Annotated in this window: 17 protein-coding genes and 1 tRNA gene; 6 read left to right on the plus strand and 12 right to left on the minus strand. The window is 41.3% G+C overall.

The window, feature by feature from the left end; translation table 11 throughout:
* Nucleotides 1-14 precede the first annotated feature (14 nt).
* From MURRU_RS06265 to MURRU_RS06280, 4 genes are all read right to left on the minus strand, one after another.
* Nucleotides 15-2,450 carry an ABC transporter permease gene (locus MURRU_RS06265; protein ID WP_014032599.1) on the minus strand — a complete coding sequence of 812 codons (2,436 nt, stop codon included), beginning with the start codon at nt 2,448-2,450 and terminating at the stop codon, nt 15-17.
* A 39-nt stretch (nt 2,451-2,489) separates the two neighbouring features.
* Complete coding sequence (locus MURRU_RS06270; protein ID WP_014032600.1) at nt 2,490-3,185, minus strand: ABC transporter ATP-binding protein; 696 nt, start codon at nt 3,183-3,185, stop codon at nt 2,490-2,492.
* A 68-nt stretch (nt 3,186-3,253) separates the two neighbouring features.
* Entirely contained in the window at nt 3,254-4,504 is a 1,251-nt protein-coding gene (locus MURRU_RS06275) for an efflux RND transporter periplasmic adaptor subunit (RefSeq protein WP_014032601.1), read from the minus strand.
* 7 nt (nt 4,505-4,511) lie between these two features.
* Complete coding sequence (locus tag MURRU_RS06280; RefSeq protein ID WP_014032602.1) at nt 4,512-5,846, minus strand: TolC family protein; 1,335 nt, start codon at nt 5,844-5,846, stop codon at nt 4,512-4,514.
* Between the two features lie 204 nt (nt 5,847-6,050).
* Here MURRU_RS06280 and MURRU_RS06285 point away from each other — a divergent pair, with 204 nt between their 5' ends.
* From MURRU_RS06285 to MURRU_RS06305, 5 genes are all read left to right on the plus strand, one after another.
* On the plus strand, nt 6,051-7,415 hold the full coding sequence (locus MURRU_RS06285) for a sigma-54-dependent transcriptional regulator (protein WP_014032603.1): 1,365 nt from the start codon (nt 6,051-6,053) through the stop codon (nt 7,413-7,415).
* Nucleotides 7,415-8,767, plus strand: a complete 1,353-nt coding sequence (locus MURRU_RS06290) for a sensor histidine kinase (protein ID WP_014032604.1) — start codon at nt 7,415-7,417, stop codon at nt 8,765-8,767. Before MURRU_RS06285 ends, MURRU_RS06290 begins: the two co-directional genes overlap by 1 nt.
* Before the next feature lie 7 nt (nt 8,768-8,774).
* Nucleotides 8,775-9,215, plus strand: a complete 441-nt coding sequence (locus tag MURRU_RS06295; RefSeq protein WP_014032605.1) for a 3-oxoacyl-ACP synthase — start codon at nt 8,775-8,777, stop codon at nt 9,213-9,215.
* A complete protein-coding gene (locus tag MURRU_RS06300) occupies nt 9,184-10,500 on the plus strand; it encodes an alpha/beta hydrolase-fold protein (protein WP_245545068.1) in 1,317 nt (438 codons plus the stop codon). The genes MURRU_RS06295 and MURRU_RS06300 overlap by 32 nt, the downstream gene beginning before the upstream one ends.
* Nucleotides 10,501-10,602: 102 nt before the next feature.
* Entirely contained in the window at nt 10,603-11,487 is an 885-nt protein-coding gene (locus tag MURRU_RS06305) for a hypothetical protein (protein ID WP_014032607.1), read from the plus strand.
* Nucleotides 11,488-11,715: 228 nt separating this feature from the next.
* Here MURRU_RS06305 and MURRU_RS06310 read toward each other — a convergent pair whose 3' ends face one another.
* The 8 genes from MURRU_RS06310 to mce form a co-directional block, all read right to left on the minus strand.
* Complete coding sequence (locus MURRU_RS06310) at nt 11,716-12,351, minus strand: MCP four helix bundle domain-containing protein (protein WP_014032608.1); 636 nt, start codon at nt 12,349-12,351, stop codon at nt 11,716-11,718.
* A 132-nt stretch (nt 12,352-12,483) separates the two neighbouring features.
* Entirely contained in the window at nt 12,484-12,843 is a 360-nt protein-coding gene (locus tag MURRU_RS06315; RefSeq protein WP_014032609.1) for a hypothetical protein, read from the minus strand.
* Nucleotides 12,844-12,885: 42 nt separating this feature from the next.
* Nucleotides 12,886-13,302 carry a GreA/GreB family elongation factor gene (locus tag MURRU_RS06320; RefSeq protein WP_014032610.1) on the minus strand — a complete coding sequence of 139 codons (417 nt, stop codon included), beginning with the start codon at nt 13,300-13,302 and terminating at the stop codon, nt 12,886-12,888.
* A 203-nt stretch (nt 13,303-13,505) separates the two neighbouring features.
* On the minus strand, nt 13,506-14,831 hold the full coding sequence (locus MURRU_RS06325) for a sigma-54-dependent transcriptional regulator (protein WP_014032611.1): 1,326 nt from the start codon (nt 14,829-14,831) through the stop codon (nt 13,506-13,508).
* A 5-nt stretch (nt 14,832-14,836) separates the two neighbouring features.
* Complete coding sequence (locus tag MURRU_RS06330; RefSeq protein ID WP_014032612.1) at nt 14,837-15,928, minus strand: sensor histidine kinase; 1,092 nt, start codon at nt 15,926-15,928, stop codon at nt 14,837-14,839.
* Nucleotides 15,929-16,104: 176 nt separating this feature from the next.
* Entirely contained in the window at nt 16,105-17,316 is a 1,212-nt protein-coding gene (locus MURRU_RS06335; RefSeq protein ID WP_014032613.1) for an esterase, read from the minus strand.
* Between the two features lie 284 nt (nt 17,317-17,600).
* Nucleotides 17,601-17,674 (minus strand) — tRNA-Ile (locus MURRU_RS06340).
* Between the two features lie 59 nt (nt 17,675-17,733).
* The gene (mce, locus tag MURRU_RS06345) at nt 17,734-18,141 is read right to left on the minus strand and encodes a methylmalonyl-CoA epimerase (RefSeq protein WP_014032614.1); all 408 of its coding nucleotides are present in this window, start codon (nt 18,139-18,141) and stop codon (nt 17,734-17,736) included.
* Nucleotides 18,142-18,243: 102 nt separating this feature from the next.
* On the opposite strand from mce, the gene rbfA reads away from it, so the two are divergent.
* The gene (gene rbfA / locus MURRU_RS06350) at nt 18,244-18,639 is read left to right on the plus strand and encodes a 30S ribosome-binding factor RbfA (RefSeq protein ID WP_014032615.1); all 396 of its coding nucleotides are present in this window, start codon (nt 18,244-18,246) and stop codon (nt 18,637-18,639) included.
* Nucleotides 18,640-18,641 lie beyond the last annotated feature (2 nt).

Genomic DNA, 18,641 nt, shown 5'->3' on the forward strand with positions numbered 1-18,641 from the left:
TTTTGATTGATGATTTATTCCGTCCGTAAACTTTTTACCGGGTTCGTCATTGCTGCTTTGATACTTTGATAGCTTACTGTTAGCAATGCAACCGCGACTCCCAGAAAAGCAGCAATTGCAAAGACCCACCATGGTAGGTCTACACGATATGAGAAATCTTGTAACCACCTATCCATGGTAAACCAACCTAACGGGACGGCAATTGCAATAGCTATTACAACCAATTTTAAAAAATCATATGCAAGTCGGTAGGTTATCTGTGCTATAGTAGCTCCAAGCACTTTGCGAACACCTATTTCCTTTACCCTCTTTTGAGCATTGAAGGTAGCCAGACCAAAGAGCCCTAAACATGCTATTAGTATGGAAAGAATAGTAAAAACCATAAAGGTTTTCCCCAGACGCTGTTCCGCTTGATAACTTTCATTGAAAGAATCATCCATAAAGTAATACGAAAAAGGTTTGCCTGGTGCCATTTGATTCCAAACCGCTTCAATAGAGGCTATAGTTTGATTTACATTGCCTTCACCCAATTTTAGAGCAAGCCTTCCCGCATTATCAGTAGGGAAAATGCCCAAAGCACTTATCTCATTATGGAGTGTTTCAAAATTAAAATTCTTGACAACCCCAATAATCGTATATACCTGCTCACCAGCTTCCTCGTCAAAGTTATTTACAAGTTGCTTGCCTAATACCTCGGTTGGATTGCTGTTCATTTTCTGTACGGCGGTCTCATTAATAATAACAGCCATAGAATCAGTAGCAAACCGGGAATCAAAATTTCTTCCCGAAACAAGTTCCAACCCCATGGTTTCCAAATAATTATAATCTGCCTGCCATTCCTGCATCTGCACTGCTTTCTCCTGACTACGGTCTTCACCCATTAAAAAGGAACTATCACTACGGCTAGATGGGGTTGGCAAAAAACTACTGAGGGTTGCATGTTGTATTTGGTTTAGGGCCAATAGATTTTCTTTGAAGGAGTTTCTTTGAGTTCCCAACAAATAAATGTCCTCAACAACTAAAACTTGGTTTTTAGCATAACCCAGATCTTTGTCCTTTATATAGTTAAGCTGTTCGTAAACCACCAGAGTAGCAATTATCAAAAGAACCGAAACGGAAAACTGAAAAACGACCAACACATTCCGAGTCTTACCGCCGCCCAACATTTGCCCACTACTTCCTTTTAATACTTTTGACGGGATAAAACGCGACATGAACAGGGCGGGGTAGCTTCCAGAAAAAAATCCCAGAATTAGGGTCGCAACTATAATAATCAATATAAAGTAAGGATTGCCAAAAGGTATGGTAAGCGATTTACCAGAAAGTTGATTGAACAATGGAAGCAAGACACGTGACAAAACCAGTGCCACTACCAATGCACCAAAAGCGATAAGCCCAGATTCGGTCAAAAATTGACGGACAAGAACCAATTTTCCAGCACCTAAAGTTTTTCGAACGCCTACTTCTTTAGCCCTTTTTAAAGACTGGGCCGTGGAAAGGTTCATAAAATTGATACTTGCCAAAACAAGCAAAAACAGGCCTATGGCTCCCAAAATGTAGAGGTTTTGTATGTCTCCGTTCACACTGAATTCAGGACTGCGCTTGGAGTGCAGGTGAATATCCGTGAGGGGTATGGTTCCATATTTTATAAAATTACCGCTTGCCTCAAACTGCTCCAGAGTAATGCCGGGGAAATATTTTTGCACAAATGGGATAACGTAAGTTCCAACCATATCATTAAGAGCGCCTTGTATATCTGTAACCTCTGCACCCTCCCTCAATTTAATAAGGGTGTAATAATTATGGCTGCCCCATTCTCCGGCACGGGCGTCCGCATATCCGGGCATTGCCAAATAAAGGTTTCTGTCCCTTAAAAATGAATTTTTTGGTGTATCCGGTAAAACTCCTGTGACGGTATAAGTACCGTACACATCAATTTCCATGGTTTCACCAATAGAGTTTTCCTTAGAAAAAAGTTTTTCGGAAAGGCTTTTGGTAATCACTACCGTATTTGGACTATTTAATGCTTTGGTAGCATCCCCGTACAATAGTTGCAACCCCAGTAAATTGAACATACTGGTTTCTGCATAGGTAGCCCTTGGCTCTTTAAAACTATTGGCTTCGCCAGTTTTTTTTATCAAAACACCACCTGTATTTCTAAAACGAGTTACGGTCTCCACTTGTGGGATATCGTTGAGAATGGCTTCGGCCATCGGAGCAGAAACCTCAGGCTGGTACTCCACTTGGCCACCAAATTTGATATCGGCATTCACCCTATGGATTCGTTCCGCATCGGCAAACATTTTATCATGACCCAGTTCGTCAAATATGTAAAGGCCAATTAGCAAAGCGCCGGCCAAACCAACGGCAAGACCAAAAATATTGAGAAATGTAAAAAAGGGTTGTTTTTTAAGACTTCTCCAGGCAATATTTAAGTGATTTTTGAACATCTAATTGATTTGACTGTTTTTTTGATTGATGAAAAACTCCTATACCATACTTTTCATTGGCTTGTTCTGGCTTTCGGTCACAATTTGGCCATCGAAAAGGTTAATGACCCTGTGCGCGTAATGTGAATCACGGTCGGAGTGCGTTACCATAACAATGGTGGTGCCTTCTTGGTTAAGTTCCGTTAACAGGTTCATCACTTCGATACCATTTTTGGAATCCAGATTACCCGTAGGCTCATCCGCCAAGATCAGTTTTGGATTGGTGACCACGGCACGGGCAATGGCCACCCTTTGTTGCTGACCCCCGGAAAGTTGCTGTGGAAAGTGTTTTTCCCTATGGGCAATTTTCATACGCTCCAATACTTTCATAACTTTTTCCTTTCGTTCTGCCTTGTTCATTTTTAAGTAGATCAAGGGGAGTTCCACGTTTTCGAAAACCGTAAGCTCATCAATCAAGTTGAAGCTCTGGAACACAAATCCAAGATTGCCTTTTCTAAGCTGGGTGCGTTGGCTTTCCTTTAGTCCGCCCACTTCGTGTCCTGCAAAATTGTAGCTGCCTTCCGTTGGGTTGTCCAGCATACCGATTATGTTCAGCAAAGTGGATTTTCCGCATCCGGATGGGCCCATGATCGCCACAAACTCACCTTCTTCCACTTTTAGGTTTACTCCGTTCAAAGCCAAGGTCTCTACCTCCTCCGTCCGGAAACTTTTTTTAAGGTCTGTTATCTTTATCATTTTTTGATGGTTGTTTTTTGATTTATTAAAAGACTATGTGCTATTGATTGATGTTACATTTTCACGAATTATTTTAATACAATCCGTTCTGCATCACCAAAACTATCGTAGTTACTGGTAATGACCTGTTCTCCTGGTTGAAGCCCTTCTAAGACCTCGTAGTATCTAGAATTTTGTTTTCCGAGTCGGACATTTCGTCTGATGGCTTCGTTTCCATCGGGGTTTATCACAAAAACCCATTGTCCGCCGGTACTCTGGAAAAATCCTCCTTTAGGCAACAACAAAGCATCGTTGGATTCGCCCAACTGTAACCGTATGTTATAGCTCTGTCCTGCACGAATGGTTTCCGGTCTTTCATCCACAAAAACCAAGTCCACACGGAACCTGCCGTTCCTTACCTCAGGATATACCTTGCGCAAACGCAGTTTGAACTCGTTGCCATTGCGCTCCAAGGTAGCGGAAAGATCTCTTTTTACCCGATCAATATAATGCTCGTCGATATCGGCTTCAATTTTAAAATCTGTAAGCACGTTTATCTGCCCTATTCGTTGTCCCTGTGAAATATTCTGGCCGATTTCTGCGTCCAAAAATCCCAATTGTCCGTCCGCAGGGGCTCGCACATTAAGGTGATCCAAACGCTCGTAAACCATGGAAAGTGTTTTTTGCATACGTTCAAGGTCGGCATCCAAACCTTTTAGGGATGTTTCACGCAATTCATCATCCTGTTCTGTTTGTAGTTTTACAATTTCATATTGCTTTTGCGCTAGTTCGTAATCTTCCTTTGCTTTTAGATAAACTTCTTTGGAAACCAGTTCTTCCTCGTACAATTCCTTGTTTTGTTCGTGCGCACGCTTCAATCGCTGTACATCGTATTGTGCGGTGGCCAAAGATTTTCTTCCTTCGACCTGTCTGGAATCGAAGGTGAGTTTGGTGGAGCGCAGGTCGTTTTGCTTTAATGCCAAGTTGCTTTCGCTGGCCAAAATCTGTTCGTAAAGGGCCATGTTTTCTAGTTTTAGGATAATGTCCCCTTTTTTTACCATGGATCCTTCCTCTATCAACTTTTCGGAAACACGTCCTCCTTCGTAAGCATCCATATAAATAGTAGCGATGGGGGCAACGTTGCCATTTATGGTAATATAGTCATCAAATTTACCGTTGGTTACGGTGGAAATGGACAAACGTTCCTTTTCTGTTCTAAAGGTGGACATGGAACTGGCAAAAATCAATTTATAGCCAACAAACAAGAGCAATATCCCTAATGCGATATAGCCGTAGTGTTTTAGTTTAAGTCCTTTCTTTTTTTCTAATTGTATATCCATGTTGTTTTTAGTTGATATTAAAAATGGGCAGCCCGTTATAAAAATCTATGGTGCTTTGGTTAACTTTTAATCTTAGGCCTACCTGCAAATTCTCGTTTTGGGCAACACCGTACAAGTTCTTTGCTTGAAAAAGTTCCAGGGCATTGATCAGTCCCTTCTCGTATCTTTTTTGGGCTATGGTAAAGGCCAGTTGTTGAGCTTCTACCTTTTTAGTGCTTTGTTCATATTCTGCAATAAGTGCTCGATTATCCTGAACCAATTGCTGCAATAGTTTAAAGAGTTCTTGCTCCTGGATCTCCAAGTTGTTCTTGGCTTGCATATGGGCAATTTTTTGCTGTTTTACCTGAGAGTGGTTCGCCCACCCGTTGCTAATGGGGATGTTCAATTGTGCTCCAACAAATTTTGAAGAGTTGTCATTGAATTGTGTTTTAAACGGGATAACATTGCCGTTTTCATCCACATTGGTCTCAAAATAGCTGGTTCCATACCCTGCAACAAGCGATAAAGAGGGAAACAGGGTTCCCCTTGTGGCCTGTAACTGCTTTTTGGCCGCTGTTACCCTATACTCTTGTGATTTTACCAAAGGCACAAACCCTCTTGCAGATTGGTACAGGGAATCCAAAGCAACGTTTTCATTCACCGAAGCTTGTTCCAAATTTTCCTGTAGTTTTATATCCGAAACTTCGGTTAAATTCATTTCCTGAATCAATATCAGTTTGGCGTTGGTAAGTAGGTTCCTGTTCTGGGTCAATAAAAGTTTGTCGCCCAAAAGATTGGATTCCGCTTCATAAAGATCGGCACCCGCCATTAGCCCAAGCTCCACCTGTTTTTCAACCAAATCATAGTTTCCTTGGGAAATTTCAAGTTGCTCCAAGGAGTTGGCCACCAAACCTTCGTAAAACTTGATGTCGTAGAAAGCGCTCATCACCCTAAAGGCCAATAAGAACTTTTCTTGCAAAATGTCTTCTTGTGTGGCCTTGTAAATAAATTTGGAGGCTCTTATGGTATTCAGTTTTTGAAAACCACGGAACAGATCCAAGTTGGCATTGAGCGAGTAATTGTTACTGAAGAAATCCGAGTTCACATAATCGTTGGTCTGTGGGTCGGCAGATCTACCATATCTAATGGTATAATTGGTGGAACCATTTACGGACGGCAATAGATCCCTGATGGACTGTCTATAAGATTCCCTGCTAGATTCGTTGCTAAAAGACGTATTCTTAACCTGAAGATTATGTTCAATGGCATAATCCACACACTCCTCCAGCGTCCAAACCTCCTGCGAAAACCCAATCAAGGATGCAAATAATAATAAAGTTGTAATGTATGTTTTTAGGCTCATAGTTTTATCCTGTGCCAAACTACTGTCTATTCTTATGCCAAAATAAATTTAATCTGATTATCAAATACTTACAATCAAAAATGAACAATTATTAATGAGTGAGTGTAAAAATTTTGTACAAAAAATGTCCAAATATTTTACAGTTGTATAAAACATATCGGAGCAATTATTAGTTTTAGCTTTCAATATGAACCTAAAAGCCCTATGGTTGATGCCAAAATTTTAGTTGTTGACGACAATAAGAGCGTGTTGAGTGCTTTGGAAATTCTATTGCAGTTTGAGTACAAAAGCGTCCAAACCATTTTTAATCCCAACCAGATTTCCTCTTTTCCTAACTTAAATGATATTGACATTGTGCTCTTGGACATGAACTTTTCCGCTGGGGTGAACACGGGCAACGAAGGATTATATTGGCTCAAAGAGATTAAAAAGAAATCGCCCAACACCTCGGTAATCATGATGACGGCATACGGTGCTGTGGATTTAGCGGTTAGGGCGCTTAAACAAGGGGCTTCCGACTTTGTGCTGAAGCCTTGGAACAACGAACGCTTGATGACTACGGTGAAATCGGCATACGAGCTGAGAAAATCGAAACAAGAAATACACAACCTCAAGAAAAAAGAGAACAACCTAAAGCAAGTCATCAACGAAGGACGGAACTATATCATTGGTCAATCCAAGGCGTTGACTTCCGTTCTGAACCTCGTGGCCAAAGTGGCCAAAACCGATGTCAACGTTCTCATCACCGGCGAAAATGGTACCGGAAAAGAATTGATTGCCCGGGAACTACATCGATTATCAACTCGAAAAAATGAGGTTTTTATAGGGGTAGACATGGGTTCCATCGCCGAAAACTTGTTCGAAAGCGAGCTTTTTGGACACGCCAAAGGGGCCTTTACCGATGCCAAAGAAGATAGGGCCGGTAAGTTTGAGGCCGCACATCAAGGAAGCCTGTTTTTGGATGAAATCGGGAACCTTTCGCTTCAAATGCAGGCCAAATTATTGTCTTCCATTCAAAACAAATCCGTGGTTCGGGTGGGCTCCAACAAACCCATCGATGTAGATATTCGGTTAGTATGTGCCACCAATTGCAATTTGGAGCAAATGGTTGCGGATGGATTGTTTCGGGAAGACCTGTTGTACCGCATCAACACTATCCATATTGAAGTGCCTCCGCTAAGGGAGCGCAATGAGGATATTTTGGTGCTGGCCGATTTTTTCCTTAAAAAATTTGCCCATAAATATGATAAGTCCGGATTGCGAATCAATCAATTGGCGCAGGAAAAACTGATGGAATACCCGTGGCCGGGTAATATTAGGGAGTTGCAACATACCATGGAACGAGCTGTCATCCTTTCTGATGGCAATGTTTTAAAACCCTCCGATTTTCTGTTGCATGCCAAGCCCATGCAGTCTTTTGACAGCGAGCCCATGACCCTTAACGAAATGGAGGAACAAATGATCCTTAGGGCTTTGGAACAAAATGAGGGCAACTACAGTGCCGCGGCCGAACAATTGGGCATTTCCCGACAAACGCTTTATAACAAGTTGAAGAAAAAGAGCGACTGATGGCAAGCAGAAACTTTTATATTCAGCTTATTGTTCGGGTAATTTTCCTGTCCCTAACTGCCGTTGCCTTGGCCTTTTCATTCGCCTATAAATGGTATTTTACCTCGGGGCTCTGTGCCATTCTTTTAATGGTACAAGTGTTTTCCTTGATAACCTTCATAAATCGCACCAACAGAAAGATTGCCTATTTTTTTGATGCTATTAGGAACGAGGATTTTACCCTCCGTTTTCCAGAGGGGGTTACCATTGATTCGTTCCAAGAGCTCAACCGAAGCCTTAATCGAGTCAATGGACTTATCCAAGAAGTCCACATGCAACTCCAGATACGGGAGCAGTACTATCAAGAAATTTTGAAACAGGCCAGTATCGGCATCATGACCTACAACGAAAAGGGGCATGTTCTTTTTGCCAATCCCACTCTAGAGCAGTTGTTGGACTATACTCCCTTGAACCACATCAAACAGTTAAAGCAAGTGGATGAAAATCTGTACGAAATCTTTAAAGACTTTCAGCCTTTTCAGCGCAAGTTGTTCCAATTGTCCAATGAGCGCGAACAAACACAATTGGCCCTAAAGTCCACTCCTTTAACGTTGGACGGCCAATCTTTACTGCTGGTGGTGGTCCAAGATATCCATAAGGAACTGGACGAAAAAGAAACCGAGTCTTGGGTGCGCCTCATCCGTGTGCTTACGCATGAGATTATGAATACCATTACCCCGATTGCTTCCATATCGGATTCCATCATCAAATACTACCGAAAAGGAGGCAAAATCACCCCGATGGAAGAGTTGGAGGAAAGTCAGATAAAAAATACGTTGAAAGGATTGGAAGTCATCAAAGAACAAGGTGGAGACCTAATGGATTTTGTGCAATCCTACCGAAGCCTGTTACACGTGCCGGACCCTAGCAAAACCCTTGTGAAAGGAAAAGACTTGCTGGAAAAGATAGATGTTCTCATGTCCGCCCGGCTGCTTGAGGGTGAAAGCGAGTTCAATATACTTTGCCACCCCGAGGATCTGGAGTTTTATATTGATGAAAAACAAATTTCCCAAGTGTTGATCAACTTGGCGAAAAATGGCCTGCAATCTGTTGAGTCCACCAGCGGCGGAAAAGTGCAAATGGTTGCCGGAATCGATGAAAATGGCTCTAAATATATTGATATCAAGGACAACGGACCAGGAATATCCCCCGAGGTAATGGACGAAATATTTGTTCCCTTTTTTACCACCAAAAGCGAAGGCACGGGTATTGGCCTAAGTCTTTCCAAAAGGGTGATGCAACTTCACGGAGGTGGTATTCAAGTACGTTCTATTCCTAATGTTGAAACCGTTTTCCGACTTACCTTTGCTTAACCAAACTATGAAAAAAGCACTTTTAGACTTCTGCTGGAGCCATTTGGACGAGCGAACCACGCGATTAAAAAAGCAGAGCGGTGAACTGCAAGAATCCTTGAGCTCCGAAACCAAAAGTTCGGCAGGTGACAAGCACGAAACAGGAAGGGCCATGGTACAGCTGGAACAGGAAAAACTGGGTCAACAATTACTGGAACTCGATACAACCCGAAGCGTCCTGAATAAAATAAATATTGATACACCCTCAGATAAAATACGTTTGGGTTCTCTGGTAAAAACGAGTGTGGCCGATTATTTTATAGCCATCTCTGCAGGCGCTTTTAAGCATAATGATGGTGTTGTCTACTGTATTTCGGCCAATGCTCCCATAGCCAGATTGTTGCTAGGAAAGGAAAAAGGTGAACGTTTTGTGTTCAATGGGAGTCAATCCATTTTGGAGGTTATTTGAAGCTTGGAAACTCCAAGCTGGTGCGAGCCTGCCTTTGTTGGCAGACAGGCGTCTCGCTAGTCCTCCACTACTTTCAAAATGGATTTTTACGAGCCAAGAGGTTTGCACTAGTGGGATATCTACAGTAGAACATTGTGAAATTTCAATAAAAATCAACCCTATGAAGTCATTATACATTTTTATAATGTGCTGTTTTTTAAATAAAATATGTACAGCACAAGAAAATAACTTCCCAATTACCATTGGCGCCCATCATACTATTCAGTCTTCCGTATTAAATCAAGAAAGAACAATTCAAATTTATACACCTGATGGTTATTCAGATTCAAAGCAAGAATATCCAGTGCTTTATATTTTGGATGGACAATGGTATTTTTTAAGCGGTGTAGCAATTCAAAAAGCCTTGCGCACTCCAGGTGCTATTCCAGAAATGATTGTTGTAGGCATCAATAATAGCAACCCATTAAGAAGAACATTATTTGGGGATGAAAATAAAAAATTCACTGATTTTTTAATTAATGAAGTCATACACTACATAGATTCAAATTACAGAACAAATAAAGAACGTGTCATTTTTGGTTGGGAAGACGCTGCTTACTACATAAGTGAATTAATTTTAGAAAAGAGCGAGGTCTTTAATGGAGCAATAATAACTAATGGGGGTTATGCTTCCGAAGAGATGGTTAAAAAGTTTTCTTCAGAAAAAGATGTTTACCTATTTATGGCCAACTCCAAAAAGGATATTTATTATATCGGTTCAACCGAAGCGTTCCATGAAATACTGAAAAAGAACAGCCCCAAGAATCTTATTTGGAAATATGATCTGTTTAATGATGAAGTGCATGAAACCTTAGCGCATTTAGCAATATATAAAGGGTTGAAATACTACTATTATAATTATGACTCCCCAGTTTTTGAAAGTATACAACAGTATATTGATTTGGGAGGAATGGATTACCTGACCACTTATTTTAAGGAACGGGCAAAACAATTTGGTGGTGATGGCCGTATCGATGACAACACAAAAAATGGATTAATTTGGTTAGCATGGAACAGAAATAATTTTGAGTATTTTAATATTTTCATGACCGAATTTAAAGATGTTTTAAGTACAAAAAGATATGCTTCGGCCTATTGGAAAAATCGTTTCGGGCAGTTTTATTTAAAGCATAAGGACTACCAGAATGCTATTAAATACTTCGAAACAGGGCTTGTCCAATACCCAAATTCAAGCTTTGAACAAGAAATGAGAGAGGGTTTAATGAAATGCAACAATAAAGAATGATGATTCTATTAAAAAAACGTTCTACAACGTCGTGTCTGGCATATACCTTTCGGAGCACGTGCCATACAAATACCGTTGGCGGTAATTAAAACAAACTGAACAATGAGAATTAAAATTATAGTACTGGTATTTGCAATATTTTTGAGTGCTTGCAAACCAGAGAAGTCGGAAATTAAGAAGAATTCCTCAACAGAAGATAACCTTTACTTTGGATATAAGCCTCCAGGGTTAACCCCCGAAATTTTTGTTCCGAAAAAGAGCACTTCTGAAGACTGGAAATTAGGGAGCGAGGACGCTTTGGACATGCAAGAGTTTTACTTCACTTATTCAGGGAACGACCCCTTTCAGCCAGCTGTTGTCGTTTATCGGCAAGAAGAAAGTTATTATAGGGTCAATAAATATACTTTTAACCCTAGAAGCGCTGAAAATAGCAACATTTTATACTCAAGACATAACTATATTGAACGTACAGATTCGGGTTGGTCAAAGATAAAAAGTCTAGGTCCAATGTTTGACAGGGAAGATTGGGGCATTATGGTGTTGTCGGCATCCGATAAAGGGACTATCGTTTTTGATGATTATAAAAGCAATGACGTAATTCGCATATCAAAGATCATTGATGGTAAACGAGAAGAACCAAAACTACTCGGTAAGGAAATTAACTCAGGAAAATGGACAGCCCACCCTTTTATAGCACCAGATGAATCCTTCTTAATATGGGGTAGCGAGCGAGAAGATGGATATGGCAAGTCTGACAATTATATCAGTTTTCGACAGCAAGATGGTTCATGGGGCCCAGCTATTAATATGGGAAATAAGATAAATTCAGAATTAGTAGAGAATGGTGCGAGGTTAACACCTGATGGAAAATATTTGCTTTTTGGAAGGTCAGAAGAAAAAGTAAGGGAAGATGGAAGTACATATTGGCAAACAAAACAATATTGGGTCGATGCTAAAATCATTGAACAGTTAAGACCTCGGCAATGATTTTATGTAAAATTTCATTGGTGTAAATATAACTGTCACCAACTTTGTGTAAGCGCAATAACGACAGAAACCCTCGCTGGTGCAAGCATCATGCTTATGCCTGCTCTACTTTCAAAATGGATTTTTACGGGCCAAAAGGCTCGCACTAGCGGGGATTTGCCATCAGGTTTCCCAAAAAGGTTCGAGCATCCCGCACCTATATAGAAGTTATTTGAAGCTTGGAAACCTCTAGGAATCCTTTTCCACCAGATGCATCCCTGATTTTTCGCGATGGAATACAATAAGAAGAAAAAGTATTCCGATAATGACCAAGAATACTATCTCCAAACGTGATAATAATTGGTTCATGCCAAGAGACCTTTGGGAACGTTGGGTCAATTGTCTTCCTTCTGAAAGTTGGACCCCAGAAAGTTCATCAAGGTCATTGTTTATTCTGGTCAGCTTTGATGATATCCCACGCTTCATTTCGGCGCTTCCGGATGCATTCTTGGCTGATAGATTTTTTTCCATCTCCTGAAGTTCGGAATAGCTGCTCCTCAAGTCCGATAAATACCTCGATTCCTTGACCGTTAATTCTGTTTTTGCGAAATCTGAAAGTATTTTTTCTATGTCGGAAGATTCCGTAAGCGTGTTTGTGCTTAACTCATTCTTGGCCAAGGCCAATTCTTTCTTGTGAAATAGGTTGTTGAGCCTATAAATGTATTCCTGAACCACCAAACGGTCTTCAAAAACTGAGTTTACACTTTGCTCTACGGTAGAAAAATTACGCTGGTTCAATCGGTTGGAAGCAAGCACCAATAAAAATGCCGCAGCAAGTATGAACCCTGCGTTTATTCGCTGTTTTATGGACATTTTTTTTGGCATTCTTTGTTTTTTTGTTATTTCTATCTAATCGAACCTGGATTTATTTTATTTGAATAAATCCGCCCAGCCATTAGCTAACCATCTAATTGAGCAAACCTAAATGCTTTGAGCTGAGCGGAAATCATCAATCAACTACAGTACACTTAACTCTCCCGACTCAAGTGCATTTTTTAAATCAGCCTTAACCACAGGGTGGCTGTTAAAGAATCTTTTACCGTTGGTCTTTTTTATTTTCACCTCCACGGAGCCGTCCTTTTTCTCCTTTATGGCGGTTACCACCACTTTGTTTCCTTCAACTATTTTATAATTGGCAATGCCTCCTTTTTTTATGATGAAGTTGGCACGGGGGAAATCAATGTGCTTGTACTGGGGTGCATCGGGACGGCCAATCTCCAATATATCGCCAACTTTTACTTCTTGGGGGGTTACATTTTGTGCGTTGATATTTGTGGTTGCCACCACGAACAGAATTGCTAAAATTATTATTCTCATAACTATATATTTAAGGTTTACAAATTATTTTCGCATTGTGTTTTAAAAATCAAAACTGGACGACAATTGATGTGATTGCTCCACGTCCACTATCTTAAAGGATTTGGAATCCGAAGGGGCTCCGATTTGAACAGTATCGTCAACTGCAAGTCCGACCAAACTTGCTCCCATGGTGCTCACAACGGATATCATATTATTTTTAAGGTCACCCCGTGTCGATGGAACCAATTGAAACATTTGACGTGCTCCATTTACAAATTCGACCGTAACTTTTGAGTTTAACCGAACCACATCGTCCGGTATATCCAACTCATCTTCCACCAAAGCCTTATCAATTCTATCGCCCAACTGTTCCAAGGCATCCTTATGGGCATAATCCTCATAATACCTATGAAAGTTCAGTATTCGTTTAAGCGTTACATAATCCTTTTTCTCCATGATCAGGCTTCCGTATTTCATTTCCAGTTCTTAACGGACGGGAGGCCAAAAACGGCATCCCAGCATTTTGTCCATATAAGAGCAAGCCCTGTGCCATTTGCAGGAATAGGGGCACATTAAAAATATAATTATTTGATTTTTAGTTGATTATATCTGTTTTAGTTGTGTGAAAGAAAAATAAAGACGGGTGTTTTTTACCCGGTTGGGGCAAAATGCCCCAGTGGTCATTTCAGTTTTTCGCGGAGTGTTTTCCGGTTGATGCCTAAAATTTCAGCTGCTTTGGTTTTGTTTCCTTGAGTGGAGTGGAGCACTTCCTCAATGTATTCTTTCTCTTTTTCCTGAAGTGTTTTAAATCCTTTTGTGGGAAAGTCGATTTTATATTTTAACTCGTCGGGCAAGTGCTCCAAAGTAATTTTGCCATCGCACATAATTACGGCGCGTTGCACAACATTTTCCAGTTCGCGGATATTGCCTGGCCAAGAATATCGTTCCAAAACGTCAAGGGCGTCATCAGCAATGCGAACAAAACGATCTTTGTACTCAATGCCATACTTCTGCATAAACTTGTCGACCAACAAAGGAATGTCGGAGGAACGTTCCCTGAGGGGGGGCACATCAACTGTAACCACGGAAAGACGGTAATAGAGGTCTTCCCTAAATGTTTTTTTTTGAATAAGTTCTTCCAAATCACTATTGGTGGCAGCTATAACCCTCACATCCAGTTTTTCAGGTTTTTGCGAGCCTATTTTGGTTACTTCTTTCTCCTGAAGCACTCGTAACAATCTATTTTGAACTGGCAAGGTGGCGTTTCCTATTTCATCCAAAAAAATAGTTCCCTTGTGCGCTGCCTGAAAAAAACCGTTGCGATTTTCGTTGGCGCCTGTAAAAGCACCTTTGGTGTAACCGAAAAGTTCTGCTTCCAAAAGATTTTCTGGAATGGCGCCACAGTTTACAGCAATAAAAGGAGCCCGAGCAAACTTGCCCGAATAATGAATGGCCCGCGCCACGAGCTCCTTTCCTGTTCCGCTTTCCCCACGGACCAAAACCGTAGCACGGTTGTCCCTTACCCTATCAATGATTTCTGTAACCTTTTGAAACGCTTCGGAGTTTCCGATCATATCGGCATAGCCGTTCGTGGCCATTGGTTTTACCGGTGAGGTCTTAAAAGTATCCTTCGCCTCTTTACTGGCCAAGGCTTTTTTAACGGCCCCATCCAGCTCCATTTTGGTAAAAGGCTTGGTCAAGTAATCCGTTGCTCCGTGTTTGATTACACTGGACGCATCTTCCACCGACGGAAAACCGGTCACCACCAATTTGGGCATATTCGGGTAATGCTCGGCCACATATTTTACCAGTTCCAGCCCATCTATTTCCGGCATATTGATATCCGTTACCAACAAATCTATCTCGGTATCCTTTAAAATGTATAACGCCTCTTTGACTGATACAGCTTTGTAGGTATGGTAGTCCATCGACTTTAAATGCCGTTGCAACAGCTCAAGAATATCGATGTCGTCATCGACCAGCAATATGTTTTCCTTTTTCAACAAAGCATTTACTTTTTTGGAAATTTCAATGTAAAGATAGTGCCTGTTGGGGTATTTGGTGTAACCGCGATGCTTCCTTGATGGCTCTGAACAATGCCGTGTACCACACTAAGCCCCAATCCTGAGCCCTCACCTACGGGTTTGGTGGTAAAAAAAGGGTCAAAAATGTGCGCTATGGATTCTTCTGGAATGCCGGGGCCTTGATCCGCAATTTTTAGGATGATATTTTCCTTTTCGATACCAAGATTAACGGAAATGGTGCTCTTGGGCGGTGCAAAATAGATGGCGTTCACAATTAGGTTGAAGACCACTTGGGTCAACTGAATCTTATCGATGCGTAGTTCAATGGTGTCTTCGGAGTGCTCAAATTCACAAGAGACTTCATTTTGTCTCAAGGTAGTACGCAGCATATTGATGGCCTCCTCCATCACCTCAACCACATTGATGACTTCCCGAGTTTCGGGCATTTCGCAGGCGAAGAACATCAGTTTTTTGACTACTTCTCTAGAAAATATGGTGTTCGTTATGATCTTATCCAAATCCTTGAGGGCTTGTGGATCATTGCTGATGTGTTCCTGTAAAAGCTCGGTAAAACCCAGAATGTTGGCAAGTGGGGTGTTGAGTTCGTGGGCGATACCTGCGGTGATTTCCCCCAATATCCGAAGTCTATCGGATTGTTCCACCTGTCGGCGGATATGCGCTTCCTTTTCCTTGATTTCCTTGCGCTCCAACAGGTTGCCCACCTTTAGACACACATTGTCCAATAATTGTTGTTCTTCTTCCAAAAAATCCTTTAGCTGGTATTTGGGGGACGGATACCCAACTTTAATCTCACCCTTGGGCTTATTGAACACGGTAATGACGGATTCCAAAAACACGTAGTCTTCCCCTTTCTCCTCGGTCTTTATAAAGAAATCTGGGGTAGATAGCAAAACGTAAGTTTCCTCGTCGAATTGCCAGGCGCGCTCCAAACATTGCACAATGCCTAGCAATGCAGTTTCCATATCATCGTAATCGCAGTTTACGATGAGGGAGGTGACCTCGTACAAACAAGTAAGTTCCTTGATGCGTTCCTTGAGCTTTTGTTCGGCGGTGAGCATTTTTTCTTCTTTGTAGCAAATTAGTGAATTCTCGGAACAAGTTTATCATACGAAGCCATCTGTCAATTTTAGTTCATCAATAAAAAAACCCTTCCAAATCCAAGACTTGAAAGGGTTTAAAAAGTAAAAAGATCTATATTTTGATTTAGTGGGAATACAAGATACCTTTTACCTTATTATTTAAACAACATCGGTGCAAACTCTGACAAGTAGATTCTCCAGTTGGACCAAGTATGTCCCCCGGTACTTTCGCGATAGATGTAGTCAAAATCGTGCTTATCCAGTTCATTTCGCATATCAACCACACTTTGGTATAAGAAATCGTCGGTACCGCAAGCAATCCAATAAAGCTCGGGGTCGGCAGCTTTTAATGCTTCTATTTGCTCACCTCTTTTAGAATGGTCCACCTCAATTCCAAAACGACTGAGGTCGGCAAAGCCCATGCTCATAACTCCGATGTAATCGAACAGCTCAGGGTTTTCAAAAGAGGTGTTCATTGTCTGTAAACCGCCCATACTCAAACCGGTCAAAGCACGATTTTCTTTGTTGGATTTCACTCGAAAGTGTGATTCAATATAAGGAATCACGTCATTGACCAAGCTTTTTTCGAACAACATATTTGCCATACCTCCTGCAGGTTGTGTTGAAGGTTCCAGTTTGGGACTTACCGTCAAAGCGGCGGCTTGGCCTGGATTACCATTGGTCATCACCACGATCATGGGTTTGGCTTTTCCTGAATTAATAAGATTGTCCAAGATATGGTTTGCAACCCCAAGGGTTGGCCAAGCTTCTTCGTCTCCACCTCCACCATGCAATAGGTATAGAACAGGATAGTTTTCATTACTATCGGTATACCCTGGTGGGGTGTATACGTACATTCTACGGATTAGATCCAAGGTCGGGGACTCATACCAAATTTTGTGAACGGTCCCTTTTGGTCCTGTTTTGGCCCAATAGAGTTCTGAGGCTTTCCCTGGAATATATAGCACATTTTCTGTTCTAAAAGTTCCGTCACGAGCGACCAATAAATTGGCAGTATCCAAGGTGTTGATATCGTCTACGATAAAAGTGTACCCATAAAGTTCCGGTTCCAATGGGCCAACCGTGGTGGACCAAACACCGTTTTCGTCTTTGGTCAGCGCCACGGTCTTTCGGGTCATACCCATTCCCTCACCGGGTACCATAGGCATCCAATTGCCCGATAAGACCACCTTTTCTGCCTTTGGCGCCTTGATTCTAAAAGTTACTGTGTTATCATCAGCAATTTCAGGAGAGACCAGCCGCTCCATAGAACCTACTTCTTGACCTAGTACCCCCAAGGGCAAGGTTAAGACCACAAGCATCAATTGAATGCGGAACCTACTTAGTTTGTTTACTGTTTTTTTCATTCTGATTCTGTTTAGTTGTTGTTTATGTGTTACTGTCAGTGGGTTGACTTTTAAAAGAGTTGAAACCTTACATACGTTATGGTTGTCCTTTGAAAAATCAGATTATCACTATGTATGAAAGAACCAAGATATGGTATTTTTCTTTATTGTTACAAAATGTTACAATAATGATTTAGAATTAAAGAAAGAAACAGATTGAATGTTTTTGAAATGTTGTACCTATGTTGTACCCGTATAAAAAAGAAAAACCTCCCAATTGCTTGAAAGGCTTATCTTTATTGAGGTGGTCCCACCTGGGCTCGAACCAGGGACCCCCTGATTATGAGTCAGGTGCTCTAACCAGCTGAGCTATAGGACCCGCATTTTGCGGATGCAATATTAGTGTTTATTTTTCTTCAGCGCAAGGTTTTAACGCCCCTACCCTTCTTTTATTTCTTGGCAAAGCTCCACCAGCACGCCATTGGTGCCCTTTGGGTGTAAAAATGCTACCCATTTGTTGTCCGCTCCTTTTTTGGGCCTTTCGTTCAAAACAACAAAGCCTTCGCCCTTTAATCGTTCCATTTCCGATACAATATCCTCCACCGCAAAAGCAATATGGTGAATGCCCTCTCCTTTCTTTTCCAAATATTTGGCAATGGGACTATCCGGATTTGTCGCTTCCAACAGTTCAATTTTATTGGGGCCCGATTTAAAGAACGATGTCTTTACCCCTTCCGAGGCTACTTCCTCAATTTTATAATGGGGCACACCCAAAAGCTTCTCAAACAATACATTGGACGCTTCCAGGTTTTTTACCGCGATACCGATATGTTCTATTTTATCCATAGGATTCACAATAAACGTTAAAATGTTCTCCTTTTTCCAAAATTACGTACTGTAAATGGTTCATAAAGTAAGGTTAGTCATTAATTCGCTTATTTTTGCAGTATGGAGGAAACACAAAGACAGAAAAAAATAGCGGGAATCATTCAAAAAGACCTGGCCGACATTTTACAACGTGCCGCTACCGATGGTGGCCTTAAGGGAACTTTGATCTCTGTGTCCAAAGTTTCTGTAACCGTTGATCTATCCTTGGCCAAGGTGTATGTGAGCATTTTTCCGAACAAAGGTGCCAAAGAACTGTTGGAAGGCATCAAAGAAAGCCAAGTGGCCATTCGATACGAATTGGCACAGCGTACCAAGCACCAATTAAGGCGTGTGCCCGAGCTCAATTTTTATCTGGATGATTCGTTGGAATACATCGAAAAGATTGAAAAATCATTGAAACGAGAAGAAAACCCTATCGAGAACAGGGACTTGCTCGACAAACGTAAGAAATCCTGATT

Source organism: Allomuricauda ruestringensis DSM 13258 (assembly GCF_000224085.1).
GTDB classification, from domain to species: domain Bacteria; phylum Bacteroidota; class Bacteroidia; order Flavobacteriales; family Flavobacteriaceae; genus Flagellimonas; species Flagellimonas ruestringensis.

Coding starts and splice junctions, on each gene's coding strand:
- MURRU_RS06265 (WP_014032599.1), bottom strand. CDS start 2,450: ATGTTCAAAAATCACTTAAATATTGCCTGGAGAAGTCTTAAAAAACAA.
- MURRU_RS06270 (WP_014032600.1), bottom strand. CDS start 3,185: ATGATAAAGATAACAGACCTTAAAAAAAGTTTCCGGACGGAGGAGGTA.
- MURRU_RS06275 (WP_014032601.1), bottom strand. CDS start 4,504: ATGGATATACAATTAGAAAAAAAGAAAGGACTTAAACTAAAACACTAC.
- MURRU_RS06280 (WP_014032602.1), bottom strand. CDS start 5,846: ATGAGCCTAAAAACATACATTACAACTTTATTATTATTTGCATCCTTG.
- MURRU_RS06285 (WP_014032603.1), top strand. CDS start 6,051: ATGGTTGATGCCAAAATTTTAGTTGTTGACGACAATAAGAGCGTGTTG.
- MURRU_RS06290 (WP_014032604.1), top strand. CDS start 7,415: ATGGCAAGCAGAAACTTTTATATTCAGCTTATTGTTCGGGTAATTTTC.
- MURRU_RS06295 (WP_014032605.1), top strand. CDS start 8,775: ATGAAAAAAGCACTTTTAGACTTCTGCTGGAGCCATTTGGACGAGCGA.
- MURRU_RS06300 (WP_245545068.1), top strand. CDS start 9,184: ATGGGAGTCAATCCATTTTGGAGGTTATTTGAAGCTTGGAAACTCCAA.
- MURRU_RS06305 (WP_014032607.1), top strand. CDS start 10,603: ATGAGAATTAAAATTATAGTACTGGTATTTGCAATATTTTTGAGTGCT.
- MURRU_RS06310 (WP_014032608.1), bottom strand. CDS start 12,351: ATGCCAAAAAAAATGTCCATAAAACAGCGAATAAACGCAGGGTTCATA.
- MURRU_RS06315 (WP_014032609.1), bottom strand. CDS start 12,843: ATGAGAATAATAATTTTAGCAATTCTGTTCGTGGTGGCAACCACAAAT.
- MURRU_RS06320 (WP_014032610.1), bottom strand. CDS start 13,302: ATGAAATACGGAAGCCTGATCATGGAGAAAAAGGATTATGTAACGCTT.
- MURRU_RS06330 (WP_014032612.1), bottom strand. CDS start 15,928: ATGCTCACCGCCGAACAAAAGCTCAAGGAACGCATCAAGGAACTTACT.
- MURRU_RS06335 (WP_014032613.1), bottom strand. CDS start 17,316: ATGAAAAAAACAGTAAACAAACTAAGTAGGTTCCGCATTCAATTGATG.
- mce (WP_014032614.1), bottom strand. CDS start 18,141: ATGGATAAAATAGAACATATCGGTATCGCGGTAAAAAACCTGGAAGCG.
- rbfA (WP_014032615.1), top strand. CDS start 18,244: ATGGAGGAAACACAAAGACAGAAAAAAATAGCGGGAATCATTCAAAAA.